Here is a 12,416-nt window from a genome sequence, read left to right on the forward strand (position 1 = left end):
AGCTCCTATGCGCAGGGTTCAGATCCCCCGCGCGAGCCGGTAGTACGCGGCGTTCCAGTCCAGCTCGCGCCGGAACTCCCGCAGCGTCGTCGTCTCGTCGATGACGAGCAGCTCGGTGCGGGCCATGCGCGCGAAGTCCTCGAACACCTCCACGCCGACCGCCGTGCTCATCACCGTGTGGTGCGCGGCTCCCGCCTCCAGCCATGCCGTGGCCGAGGTGGTGAAGTCGGGCGCCGGCTTCCACACGGCGCGGCCGACGGGCAGCTTGGGCAGCGGCGCGGTGGGCTCCACGACCTCGACCACGTTGGCGACCAGGCGGAACCGGTCGCGCATGTCCGACAGCGCCACGACGACCGCGGGGCCGGGGTCGGCCGTGAAGACGAGCCGCACCGGGTCGTCCTTGCCACCGATGCCGAGCGGGTGCACCTCCAGCGAGGCGCGCGACGAGCTCAGCGAGGGCGCGACCTCGAGCATGTGGGCGCCGAGGATGCGCTCGTCGCCCGGCGTGAGGTCGTACGTGTAGTCCTCCATGAGGGAGGCTCCGCCCGGAAGCCCGGCACCCATCACGTTGGCGGCGCGCACGAGCACGGCGGTCTTCCAGTCGCCCTCGGCGCCGAAGCCGTAGCCCTCGGCCATCAAGCGCTGCACGGCGAGGCCGGGAAGCTGCTTGAGGGCGCCGAGGTCCTCGAAGCTGGTGGTGAAGGCGCCGAAGCCGCCCTCCTCCAGGAACGAGCGCAGGCCCAGCTCGATCGCCGCGCCCTCGCGCAACGACTGGTGCCGCTCCCCGCCGCGCCGCAGCTCGGGCACGACGGCATAGAGCTCCTCGTACTCGGCGACGAGCGCGTCCACGTCGGCGTCCGCGGCAGCCGCGACGGCCGAGGCCAGCTCGTTGACGCCCCAGGTGTTGACCTGCACGCCGAAGACCAGCTCGGCCTCCGTCTTGTCGCCCTCGGTGACCGCGACGAAGCGCATGTTGTCGCCGAAGCGCGCGAGCTTCAGCGACCGCGTGGCGGCCCAGCCGGCGGCGGCGCGCATCCACGTGGAGACACGGTTCGACACCGCCGGGTTGCTCACGTGGCCGACGACGGTCGTGCGCGGCACGCCGAGCCGGGTCTGGATGTACCCGAACTCGCGGTCGCCGTGCGCGGCCTGGTTGAGGTTCATGAAGTCGAAGTCGATCTCGCCCCACGGCAGCTCGACGTTGGCCTGGGTGTGGAGGTGGAGGAGCGGCTTCTGCAGCGCGTCGAGCCCCGCGATCCACATCTTGGCCGGGCTGAACGTGTGCATCCACGCGATCAGGCCGATGACGCGGTCGTCGGCGTTGGCCTCCAGCATGATCCGGCGGATGGCGTCGGGGTCGGTCAGCACCGGCTTCCAGACCACGCGCACGGGCACGGCGGCGCCCAGCTCATCGGCGATGGCGCGCGACTGGTCGGCGACCTGGGCGAGCGTCTCCGGCCCGTAGAGGTGCTGGCTGCCGGTGAGGAACCAGACCTCGTAGGCGTCGAGGGAGGTGGTGAGCTTCGGCATCAGGCGAGCGATCCTTCCGGGTTCTGTCCGTAGACGTTCTGATAACGGTCGAAGAGGCGGTCGATCGCCTCCTGCGGGATGGGGACGAGCGGGCCGCCCTGGCGGGCGAGGTGGACGGTGCGGGCGACGTCCTCGGCCATGACCGCGGCCTTCACGGCGTCGCGCGCGTCGCGGCCGATGGTGAAGACGCCGTGGTTCTGCATCAGCACGGCACGGCTGCGGTGCCCGGTCAGTGTCTGCACGATGCCGCGGCCGATGGAGTCGTCGCCGATGATCGCGAACGGCCCCACCGGGATCTCGCCGCCGAACTCGTCGGCCATCGCCGTGATCACACACGGGATGGCCTCCGCGCGGGCCGCCCATGCCGTCGCGTAGGTGGAGTGGGTGTGCACGACGCCGCCGACCTCCGGCATGCTGCGGTACACGTAGGCGTGCGCGGCGGTGTCGGAGGAGGGGGACCGCTCGCTGCCGATGGAGCCCGGTACGACCTCCCCGTCGAGCGTGCACAGGATCATGTTCTCGGGGGCGAGGTCGTCGTAGTCCACGCCGCTCGGCTTGATGACGAAGAGGTCCTGCCCCGGCACGCGACCGGACACATTGCCGCCCGTCCAGACGACGAGGCCGTAGCGGACCAGTTCCGCGTGGAGGGACGCCACGCGCTCGCGCACGGCGCGGACGGCGGGGGTCTCGAGGTCGGTGGTCACGGGGTGGTTCCTTCCGTGGTGGGGGTGGGGGTGGGGGTGGAGGCGGTGGAGGCTGCGGCCGTCGCGGCCGCGGCGCGCTCGATCACGAGGCCCTCGCGGTAGCGGTCGAGGTAGGCGGCGAAGCCGGCGACGTCGTCGGGGTGCGGGACGACGGTCTCGAAGGAGAACCCGCCGAAGACGTGGTCGCGGAGGTAGCCGGCGAGGGTGAGCGGGCCTTCGCTCCCGGCCTTCTGCCGCTTCGCGAACGCGGCCAGGACCGCGATCCCCCACGCGCCGCCTTCGGACGCCGTCTCGGCCACCGACACCGGTGCGTCGAGCGCGCCCGCCAGGAACCGCTGGGCGACCCCCGCCGTGCGGAACATCCCGCCGTGAGCGAACATGCGGTCGAGCGCAACGCCCTCGCCGTCGAGCACGCGCATGCCGAGGGCCAGCGTGCCGAAAACGCCGTAGAGCTGCGCGCGCATCAGGTTGCCGAGCGTGAGCCGGCTGTCGGGCGTGCGGACGATGAGCGGGCGCCCTTCGTCGAGCCCCGCGATCGGTTCCCCGGCGAGGAAGTTGTAGGCGAGCAGTCCGCCGCCGTCCGCCTCCCCCGCGAGCGCCTCGCGGAACAGCGCGTCGTACACCGCGTCTCCGTGGAGCGGGGTTCCGGACGCCTCCGCGAACCGCTGGAACACGCCCGCCCAGGCGGCGAGCTCGCTGGCTCCGTTGTTGCAGTGGACCATCGCGACCGGGTCGCCGGCCGGGGTGGTGACGACGTCGAGCTCGTGATGGACGCGCTGCAGCGGACGCTCGAGCACCACCATCGCGAAGATGCTCGTGCCCGCGCTGACGTTCCCGGTGCGCGGCGCCACGGAGTCGGTGGCGACCATGCCGGTGCCGGCGTCGCCCTCCGGCGGGCACACGAGCGCACCGGGCTCGAGGCCGCCGCTGGGGTCCAGGAGCGCGGCGCCCTCGGTGGTGAGCTCGCCGGCGTCCTCACCCGCGGTGAGCACCTCAGGGAGGAGGTCGCGCAGCGCCGGGACGCGTCCGGCCGCGCGCTCGTCGTACCGCGCGACCAGGTCGGCGTCGTAGGTGCCGGTCGCCGGGTCGATCGGGAACATCCCGGAGGCGTCGCCGACACCGAGCACCGTGCGCCCGGTGAGCCGCCAGTGGACGTAGCCGGCCAGTGTCGTGAGGTGGTCGATGCTCGCGAGGTGCGCCTCGGCGTCCAGGACGGCCTGGTGGAGGTGCGCGATCGACCACCGGAGCGGGATGTTCACACCGAGCAGCTCGCTCAGCTCGGCCGCAGCGGCGCCCGTGGAGGTGTTGCGCCAGGTACGGAACGGCACGAGCAGCTTGCCCGCCGCGTCGAACGCGAGGTAGCCGTGCATCATCGCCGAGATCCCGATGGCGCCGACGCGGCTCGGCCGGACCCCGTGCTTGCGCTCGGCGTCGGCGACCAGCGCGGCGTACGCCTCCTGCACCCCGGCCCAGACGGCGTCGAGGGAGTAGGTCCAGGTGCGGTCGACGTATGCGTTCTCCCACTCGTGCGAGCCGACCGCCAGGACGATGGAGGGGTCGTTCGCGTCGACCAGGCACGCCTTGATCCGCGTGGAGCCGAACTCGATGCCGAGGGCGGTGCGGGCGGAGCGGATGGCGTCGGCGGGGGTGGTAGCGGCGCGCGCGGCGGATTCGCCTGGGGACATGGTGTTGCCTCACTCCGTTGTGACCGGTCACATGATGTGGTCAAGCGTATGTCGAGAGTGCAGGTCCGCGCAAGCACGTCAGGCCGAGGCGCGCACCACGAGCTGCGGCGGAACGGGCGCCGCCGCTGAGTCGGTCGCCGAGCCGGTCGCCGAGCCCGCGCCCCCGCCCCCGCCCACGGCACCGACTCCCTCGATCCGCTCCACCAGCCGCGCGACGCACCGGCGGCCGAGCTCGGCGAAGTCCTGCTTCACCGTGGTCAGCGGAGGTGCGAAGTAGGCCGCCTCCGGGATGTCGTCGAACCCGACCACCGCCAGGTCTTCCGGCACGCGCCGCCCGGCCTCCCGCGCGGCGTGGAGCACCCCGAGCGCCATCTGGTCGTTGGAGGAGAAGATCGCGGTGAGCTCCGGATCGGCAAGCAGCTCGGCTCCGATCGCCGCCCCCGACTCCGCCGTCCAGTCGCCCTCTCGCGAGACGATCCCCGTGACGTCCTCGCCTCCCGCGGCGATCTCCTCCAGGAACCCGTCCCGACGAGCCCGCGTCTCCGACCAGTCACCCGGCCCGCACAGGTGCGCGATCCGCCGATGCCCGGTCGCCAGGAGGTGCCGGGTCGCGAGCCGCGCCCCCTCCACCTGATCGACGAACACACCGTCATCCCCCGCGAGCCCCGCCCCGTGCAGCGTCACCGACGGAACCTGCAGCGAGACCGCCGCCATCGCATCCTGAACGCGCTGCTGCGGAGCGATCACCACGATCCCCTCGACGGCCTGCGCCATCAGGTGATCGAGCGCCGCCTCCACGGCCGCCACCTCCGGCCCGCTCACGTGCGCGACGGTGACGAAGTAGCCCGCCTCCCGAGCCGCGTTCTCGACGGCGTCGAGGCTGGACGCCGGCCCGAACAGCGAGGAGGCCGACGCCGCCAGCACCCCGATCGTCCGGGACCGCGCCGTGGTCAGCATCCGCGCCGCCCGGTTCGGACGGAAGTTCAGCTCCGCCATCGCCGCCAGCACCCGCTCCCGCGTATCCGGCCGGATGCTCGGATGGTCGTTGAGCACGCGGGACACGGTCTGGCGCGACACCCCCGCGGCCGCGGCGACCTCCCTCACACCTGGGACCCGCCCGCCTTCGCTCACCGTCTCACCATAGCGGCGAGCTTGCGCCCCCTTGCGGCCGCTTGCCGTGCGGCGCACCGCAGCCGCGCACGGACCGCGCAGCCACTATGCGCCGCGCCCGCGCCGCGCATCTCGCAACACGTCAGTCGATCAACCCCCGCTCCGCAAGCAGCCGCAGCACCTCGCGTCCGGCAGGCGGGCAGCGATCCGCATCCGCCGTCGTCACCCAATGCAGCGCGCCGACCTCCCCCGAAGGCATCGGCTCCGCATCCGTCTCGGCCAGGAACACCCGCATGTGCACCAAACGGCCCTCGTGCTCTCCATGGGCCGGCGTCAGCACATCGAACAGCTCGCGCAGCTCGTCCACTGCCAGCGGGAGCGCCGCCTCCTCGAACGCCTCCCTCGCAGCCGCCTGGGCCGCGCTCTCGCCCGGATCGATCTTCCCCCCTGGCATGTAATGCACCTCGCGCTCTCGCGCCGTCACCATGAGGACCGCCCGGTCACGGATCAGAGCGACGGCGGCGACCGCGAGCGGGGGAAGCGTCATGCCTTCACGCTAGCCATCCGGCGACGACCTCCTCACTCACCCATCAGCTCACCTCCGCCTCCACGACCTGACGCAGCTGCTTCAACCCGCGCTCGAAATCAGGTCCGATCAGCTTCTCCATGTTGAAGAACCGCGACCAGAGGGTGCGCGGCGTCTCCATGCGCCATCGCACTCGCGTCCCTCCGTCCTCCGGCGCGAGGATGAAGTGCAGCGCGTTCCGCGACCGGAACGGTCTGGTGAACTCGAGGTCGATATCGACAGCGTCCGGCCTGACGGCGTCGACACGCATCCGGCCCGCGCCGGCCTTCCGGTTTCCCTCCCACGCATACGTCGACCCCACGGCCCCCGGGTCACCCGTGTACTCACGGCGCATGTCGGAGTCGAGCCCCTCCCACGGCGACCACTCCACCCAGCGGGGCAGCTCCGCGAGGTAGGGCACGAGCGCGTCAGCGGATGCCAGGATGCGTGTGTCGCGCTCGACGACGATGCTTTCGGTCATGCGCTCACGCTAGCCACCGGCGCGGGCCGCGCCAAGAGCACGAACGCCCCGAATAGCAGGCATTTCCGGGCCCGAACGCCGTGGACCACCCGGCGTTCGACTGGCATGATCGACCGCATGACCGGACGAACGATGCTGCTGGACAGCGCCTCCCTCTACTTCCGCGCCTTCTACGGCGTGCCCGACACGGTGCGTTCACCGGACGGGCAGCCGGTGAACGCGGTCCGCGGGCTGCTCGACATCATCGCCAAGCTGGTCGCCGACTTCGGCCCCGAGACGGTCGTCGCCTGCTGGGACGACGACTGGCGACCGGGCTGGAGGGTCGACCTCATCCCGAGCTACAAGGCCCATCGCGTGGCCACGACCGTTCCGGGAGGGGTCGATGTCGAGGAGATGCCGGAGGCTCTGGTCGCTCAGGTCCCCATCATCCGAGAGGTGCTGACCGCCCTCGACATCCCGATCGTCGGCGCCGCCGAGCATGAGGCCGACGACGTCATCGGCACGCTGGCCACGCGTACCCGCGGACCGGTCGACGTCGTCACCGGCGACCGTGACCTCTTCCAACTGGTGGACGACGCGTCCGGTGTGCGCGTCGTCTACACCGCTCGCGGCATGAGCAACCTCGAGGTGCTCACCGACGAGAAGGTCGTGGCGAAGTACGGAGTGCTGCCCCGCCAGTACGCCGACTTCGCCGTCATGCGCGGCGACACCTCGGACGGCCTTCCGGGTGTCGCCGGCATCGGCGAGAAGACCGCGGCCTCCCTGCTGCTCGAGTACGGCGACCTTCAGGGGATCATCGCCGCCGCGGCAGACCCGTCCAGCAGCATGAAGCCGGCCATGCGCTCGAGGTTCACGTCCGCAGCCGACTACCTCGCCGTGGCCCCGCGCGTCGTGGAGGTCGTGCGCGATCTCGACCTGCCCGTCGTGGATGCGCGACTGCACGCCCCGGCGGCGGATCGCAGGGAGGAGGTGGAGGCTCTCGGCGAGCGCTACGGACTCGGCGGCTCGCTGCAGCGGCTGCTGTCGGTGCTGGAGTGAGGGTGCTGGAGTGAGGGTGCTGGTGCGACGGGGTGCTGGACGGATCTGCCGGCGCGGCCTCACGGCTCCTCCGAGGTGAACCGCCACAGCTCGCGCTGGGCCAGCAGCGCGAGCTCGCGGAGCACGTCGAGGTCGCTCTCGGACTCGACGGGGTCGCGGGGCGAGCGGCCGAAGACGCAGAGCGCTCCGATACGGGTACCGTCCGGGGCCTCCACCGGATAGCCCGCGTAGAAGCGCAGGTGCGCGGGGCCGGTCACGAGGTCGCTCTCCGCGAACCGGCCGTCGTCCTCGGCGTTCGGCACCACCACGCCGTCGCTCGAGCGGATGGTGTGGAGGCACACCGACTGCTCGATCGGGATCTCGCGGAGGGTGGCGCCGACGGAGGCGAGTGGCCACTCCTTCTCGGCGTCCAGCACGGTGAACATCGCGATCTCCGTGCCGAGCGTGCGGCGCGCCGTCCCCACCAGGCGGTCGAGCTGCGGGTCTCGTGAACGCTCGGCGAGGCGCAGCCGTTCGATCGCGTCGACGCGACGCTCGGCACCGTGGGCCGGGTCGCTCCGGAGGAGGCTCGGGCAGGACTCCAGGGCGACCGCCACACTGTCCGCGATGTGTCTGCCCCAGAAGAGGTACTGGGCGGGAGAGCGGTGCCGGCCGCGAGAGGAGGGAGGCCCCGGTTCCGGCAGCGCGACGAAGACGGCGCCTTCGTCCGCGCAGGCGAGCCGGGCCTCCACGTTGAGGCGATCGGCGTGCCGCTGCACCGGCTCGCTGAGCGGCGTGTCGTAGGGCCGGATCGACCCGATCGGCTGGGCGCCCAGCCAGACCACCGGCCGGCCCTCGTCACCGCGGGCGCGCCGGAGGAGCGTCCTCGTGCGCGCCGCCCATCGATCGGGCCGGGCGCCGCGGAGGGCGTCCGTGACCGCGGCACTGAGGATCACGGCGTCGTAGCGGTCGAGGTCGGTCTTGGCGAGCAGCCGGTTCAGGCGGGCGACGCCGGCGGAGGGATGGGGCAGCACGTCGACGACGCAGCCGCGCCCGGTGGTGGCGCCCAGGGCCCGCGCCAGCGCACCGGGCAGAGCGAGGTCGTGGCTGGCGACGCCCCAGCCCGCCGCCGGACCGGAGCCGACCAGCAGAATTCGGAGGCTCCGGCGTCCCGCCGCGAACGCCTGCGGGGTGTCATGCGGACGGGCGATCTCGGCACGCGCCCGCGCCGCCCGGAAACGCCACATGAGTCGCGAGAGGAGGGACCAACGGGGTGAGGGCTTCAGGCGCTGGCGGGGGTCGGCGGCCGCGGAGACGCCGTCGCGCGCCGCCTCGACCGCGACCGGCACCGGAGCCTCCACGCCCCCCGCCTCCTGCCCCTCCCGCGACGGCAGGCGTCGATGCAAGGGCGGGGCGTCGGCGTGGTCCACTCATCGACCGTATCCCGCCCCGCGGCGTCCGGCCGTTCGTCGGGGCGGGCGGCGCGCGGGGCGTGGCGGCAGATGTTCGCTTACGGCAGGATGTGGCCCGCTGCGCGGAAGAGGCGGTACCACTCCTCACGGGTGAGCGGCAGGTCGGAGCCGGCCGCCGAGTCCCGGACGCGCTGCTCGTTCGTCGTGCCGAGGACGACCTGCATGCCGGCCGGGTGGCGGGTGATCCAGGCGACGGCGATGGCGGTCGGAGTCACGTCGTAGGCCGCCGCGAGCTCGTCGATCACGTCGTTCAGCTCTGCGTACTGTTCGCGGTCGCCGAGGAACACGCCGTCGAAGAAGCCCTTCTGGAACGGCGACCACGCCTGCAGCGTGATGTCGTGCAGACGGCTGTAGTCGAGCAGTCCGACGTCGCGGACGATCGACTGGTCGAGGCCGGCCATGTTCGCCGCCACACCCTGCGCGATCAGCGGCGCGTGCGTGATGCTCAGCTGTACCTGGTTCGCCACCAGCGGCTGCCGCACCCAGCGCTTGAGCAGCTCGATCTGGCCCGGCGTGTGGTTCGAGACGCCGAACGCGCGGACCTTGCCGGCCCGCTCCAGCTCGTCGAACGCGGCCGCGACCTCCTCGGGCTCGACCAGGGTGTCCGGCCGGTGCAGGAGCAGGAGGTCGAGGTAGTCGGTGCGCAGAGCCTCCAGCGATTCATCGACGGTGCGGAGGATGTGCTCGCGCGAGAAGTCGAAGTACCCGTCGCGGATGCCGACCTTCGACTGGATGATCACCTGGTCGCGCTCCGCGGCGGGAAGCGCGCCCGCATCGCCGAACCGGCGCTCGCAGGCGTGGCGCTCGGCACCGTAGATGTCGGCGTGATCGAAGACGGTGACACCGGAGTCGCGGGCGGTACGGACGAGGCTCCGCAGCTGCTCGTCGTCGAGCGGCTCGATGCGCATCAGACCGAGCACGATGTTGGAGGCGGGGACGTCGATTCCCGGAAGCGTGACGTTTCTCATGACTACCATCATGCCTTTCGTCAAGCCCCTGTCTCATGCCGGATATGCGTCTACCGTCGATAGTCCCGGAGGACTCGCTGCCGGGATGAAGGAGGCTCTTATGACGATGACACCCGAGGCACGAGTGGCGGTCGAGAGCTTCCGAGCCGAGGCCATGATCGGCCAGAAGGCGCGCCCGGACACGAAGCGCGCCGCGGACAAGCACACGGTGGCCTCCCCGGCCGCCGACGCGACGACGGCTCACGTGACGACGGCTCACTCGACGACGCTTCCCGCAAAGATCACCGGCACTGACACGACGACCCCCGAGGCCACCTCCGGCGTCTCCGCTGCGATCAGGGCGCCTCGGTACATCGTGACCGCGCTGGGCCGGCAGTTCCGGGTGAGTGCCGAGATGGCCGCCATCTTCCTGCGCCAGGTCGAGCGCGTAGTAGAGGGCGACAGCTCGGCTCTGGTGGTGCTCCGGCACGAGGAGGGCGTCGAGCTGCTGCTCGTGACGGACGACAACTCGTTCAGCATCCACGCGCTCCCGCACTGACCGCCGAGGACTCTGCCCACGGCCGTCCGCGGTCGTAGTCTCGACGGGTGGACGAGCGGAACCAGGAACGGCCGCCGGCGCGTGAGAACGCCGAGGAGGCCGTCGCCGCCGTCCGCGAAACCCTCGCCGCGACGATCGCTCGGCTGAGCGAGGCCGGCGCGCGCACCGAGCTTCTCGCCGAGCTGATCACCGACCGGCGGACCCTGTTCATCCGTCGCGAGCCCGTGCTGCGGCCGATCGGCCGGGTCTGGCGCCTCGGTGTCGTCCTGCTCGGAGTCCCGGCGGAGGGCCGGACGCGGCAACCCGCTCCTGCGTCTCCGCCGGATGCGGTGCAGCTCTGGGCCACCGGCAACCTCATCCGCGCGACGACACCCGGCCGCACCCAGTACGTGTCACTGTCGGCGGAGACGCGCCGCGCCTACCGTGCCGCGGCCGAGCGGGGGCACATCCCGTCGGGCGCGACCGTCAATTTCGACGCGCCCGCGATCCGGCTGGACGCGGAGTCGCTGTCGACCTCGGCCGGACCTCTGCTGCTGCGCGACGGGCGCGTGCTCGTGCGCTGGAGCGCGGCCGTGGCGGACGCGGATGCGCGCGACTTCCGCGCGTACGTGGAGGAGCGCGCGGATTTGCTGGCTCACCCACCGGAGGGTGCGTGAGGATTCGCAGGAGCGCGGGCCGGAATGCCGAAGGTGGCTTTCGAGCGGTTCCGCGGGGCGTGGGGCAGCACCGGGGCTCAAACGTCGCAGGGTGAGCGACGCCGGGCGCGCAACGCGTGCCGCAGATGCGGCCCCGCGCCGGCGCCCGATATCCATCGGCTCCAACGCCCGGGCTTCCAGCGACATCCAGCGGCGAGGCGACGACTAACAGCTGCCAGAGCCGACACCCGCGCCTCCGATCACCGAAGGCGCGGGCATGCTCCTCGGTCGACGCCGCGTCAGTTCGCGGGCGCTGCGGCTCCTGTCGAACCAGTGCCGGTCGAGCCAGTGCCGGTCGAGCCGCTGCCGGTCGAGCCGTTCCCGCTCTTGCCGGTGAGGTCGTCGAGCTTCGAGGAGGCCTTGTCGGTCGCCTTGCCGACCGCCTCGCTCACCTTGTCGCCGACCTGCGACGCCGCCCTCCCGGCGAAGTCCTTGACGTCGCCCTTGACCTGCTGCACCTGGTCCGACTCCGAGAAGCCCTGCCACTTGTGCTTCATGTTTTCGTACGCGCCGCGTCCGGCGCGCGAACCGATCACGAATCCGACGGCCACACCCGCCGCAAAGATGAGAACCTTCATGCCCGGCACGGTACGCGCGCCCGCCGGGTCGCGACAGGGGGTTGCACCCGAGGCGGGCGACCGGCGACTTCGGCGCACGTGGCAGGGTCGAGCGAGAGGTCGCCGAGACGACGACGCCCCACCAGGAGCACAATGGCCGCGTGGCCCCCACCTCGCCTGCGACCGGCGCCCTCCGTCTCGAGGACGCTCTCGCTGCGTGGGCCGCCCGCTCGGCGCCACTCAGTCCCGCGGCGGCCTCCGATGTGGCGGCGCTCGTCCTCGTCGAGGGAGAGAGCGATCGCGTCGCGGTGCGCGAGGCGGCCCGCCTTCTCGGGCTCGACCTGCAGGAGTCGCGGATCGCGGTCGTGCCCATGGGCGGCGCGATGAGCGTGCGGCGCTACGTTGCGGCCGTTCAGGAGACGGGCCGATCGCTGCGCATCCGCGGGCTCTGCGACGCCGGCGAGATCCGGTTCTACGAGAGGGCCGGACTGACCGATGTACACGTATGCCGCCCGGACCTCGAAGGCGAGCTGATCGCCGCGCTCGGCATCGCTGCGACCGAGGATGCCTTGGAGGGCGAGCGCGACCTCCAGCTGTTCCGCCGGTTCCAGCGCCAGCCGGCCCAGCGCGGGCGGGCGGTGGAGGAGCAGCTGCACCGCTTCCTCGGCACGACGTCCGGACGCAAAGAGCAGTACGCGAGGGTGCTCACCTCCGCGCTCCCTCCGGAGCGGGTGCCCACCGCGCTCCGGGGTGCGTTGGGGATGTGAAGCGGAGGCCACCCGCGGCAGGGCTGTTCGGTGCTGCCCAGAGGTGTCGCGCCGCGGGCCGACCGCCGGGCGCCCGGGCTTCACGGGTGCTCCGAGGCCGACCCCCGGCAACGGCGAGCACACCGGGCCGGCACACAGACCCACCGCCGGACACCCGGCACCGGCAACCACACAGGGCCGGCACACAGACCCACCGCCGGACACCCGGCACCGGCAACCACACAGGGCCGGCACACAGACCCACCCCACGGGCCCACCGCCCGGGCACCGGGCACCGGGCACCGCGCCCCGCGCACCTCACGGGGTGCTCGGCTGGAGACGGAGGAA

The 12,416-nt window shown here is 72.2% G+C and carries 13 protein-coding genes; 4 read left to right on the forward strand and 9 right to left on the reverse strand.

Annotation, left to right across the window (positions count from 1 at the left end; all coding sequences use genetic code 11):
* Positions 1-18 precede the first annotated feature (18 nt).
* The 6 genes from araA to P5G50_RS02415 form a co-directional block, all read right to left on the reverse strand.
* Positions 19-1,530 carry an L-arabinose isomerase gene (araA, locus tag P5G50_RS02390; RefSeq protein WP_301212805.1) on the reverse strand — a complete coding sequence of 504 codons (1,512 nt, stop codon included), beginning with the start codon at positions 1,528-1,530 and terminating at the stop codon, positions 19-21.
* Positions 1,530-2,234 (reverse strand): L-ribulose-5-phosphate 4-epimerase, encoded by a 705-nt coding sequence (locus P5G50_RS02395; RefSeq protein WP_301212804.1) that lies wholly within the window; start codon positions 2,232-2,234, stop codon positions 1,530-1,532. Before P5G50_RS02395 ends, araA begins: the two co-directional genes overlap by 1 nt.
* Entirely contained in the window at positions 2,231-3,919 is a 1,689-nt protein-coding gene (locus P5G50_RS02400) for a xylulokinase (RefSeq protein ID WP_301212803.1), read from the reverse strand. The genes P5G50_RS02395 and P5G50_RS02400 overlap by 4 nt, the downstream gene beginning before the upstream one ends.
* A 78-nt stretch (positions 3,920-3,997) precedes the next feature.
* Positions 3,998-5,050, reverse strand: coding sequence for a LacI family DNA-binding transcriptional regulator (locus P5G50_RS02405; protein WP_435870816.1), 1,053 nt, complete (start codon positions 5,048-5,050; stop codon positions 3,998-4,000).
* A gap of 121 nt (positions 5,051-5,171) precedes the next feature.
* The gene (locus tag P5G50_RS02410) at positions 5,172-5,576 is read right to left on the reverse strand and encodes an NUDIX domain-containing protein (protein ID WP_301212801.1); all 405 of its coding nucleotides are present in this window, start codon (positions 5,574-5,576) and stop codon (positions 5,172-5,174) included.
* A gap of 43 nt (positions 5,577-5,619) precedes the next feature.
* Complete coding sequence (locus P5G50_RS02415; RefSeq protein ID WP_301212800.1) at positions 5,620-6,075, reverse strand: SRPBCC family protein; 456 nt, start codon at positions 6,073-6,075, stop codon at positions 5,620-5,622.
* A gap of 117 nt (positions 6,076-6,192) precedes the next feature.
* On the opposite strand from P5G50_RS02415, the gene P5G50_RS02420 reads away from it, so the two are divergent.
* Positions 6,193-7,113 (forward strand): 5'-3' exonuclease, encoded by a 921-nt coding sequence (locus tag P5G50_RS02420; RefSeq protein WP_301212799.1) that lies wholly within the window; start codon positions 6,193-6,195, stop codon positions 7,111-7,113.
* 59 nt (positions 7,114-7,172) lie between these two features.
* On the opposite strand, the gene P5G50_RS02425 is transcribed toward P5G50_RS02420, so the two are convergent.
* Complete coding sequence (locus P5G50_RS02425) at positions 7,173-8,522, reverse strand: GDSL-type esterase/lipase family protein (protein WP_301212798.1); 1,350 nt, start codon at positions 8,520-8,522, stop codon at positions 7,173-7,175.
* Between the two features lie 80 nt (positions 8,523-8,602).
* A complete protein-coding gene (locus P5G50_RS02430) occupies positions 8,603-9,532 on the reverse strand; it encodes an aldo/keto reductase (RefSeq protein WP_301212797.1) in 930 nt (309 codons plus the stop codon).
* Positions 9,533-9,632: 100 nt separating this feature from the next.
* Between P5G50_RS02430 and P5G50_RS02435 the strand changes: the two genes are divergently transcribed.
* Positions 9,633-10,070, forward strand: coding sequence for a hypothetical protein (locus P5G50_RS02435; protein WP_301212796.1), 438 nt, complete (start codon positions 9,633-9,635; stop codon positions 10,068-10,070).
* Positions 10,071-10,117: 47 nt separating this feature from the next.
* A complete protein-coding gene (locus P5G50_RS02440) occupies positions 10,118-10,726 on the forward strand; it encodes a hypothetical protein (protein WP_301212795.1) in 609 nt (202 codons plus the stop codon).
* A 278-nt stretch (positions 10,727-11,004) separates the two neighbouring features.
* Here the strand turns inward: P5G50_RS02440 and P5G50_RS02445 are convergent, their stop codons facing one another.
* The gene (locus P5G50_RS02445) at positions 11,005-11,343 is read right to left on the reverse strand and encodes a hypothetical protein (RefSeq protein WP_301212794.1); all 339 of its coding nucleotides are present in this window, start codon (positions 11,341-11,343) and stop codon (positions 11,005-11,007) included.
* A 140-nt stretch (positions 11,344-11,483) separates the two neighbouring features.
* On the opposite strand from P5G50_RS02445, the gene P5G50_RS02450 reads away from it, so the two are divergent.
* The gene (locus tag P5G50_RS02450; protein ID WP_301212793.1) at positions 11,484-12,089 is read left to right on the forward strand and encodes a TOPRIM nucleotidyl transferase/hydrolase domain-containing protein; all 606 of its coding nucleotides are present in this window, start codon (positions 11,484-11,486) and stop codon (positions 12,087-12,089) included.
* Positions 12,090-12,416: the final 327 nt, after the last annotated feature.

The sequence above is a fragment of the Leifsonia williamsii genome, from assembly GCF_030433685.1.
Classification (GTDB): domain Bacteria; phylum Actinomycetota; class Actinomycetes; order Actinomycetales; family Microbacteriaceae; genus Leifsonia; species Leifsonia williamsii.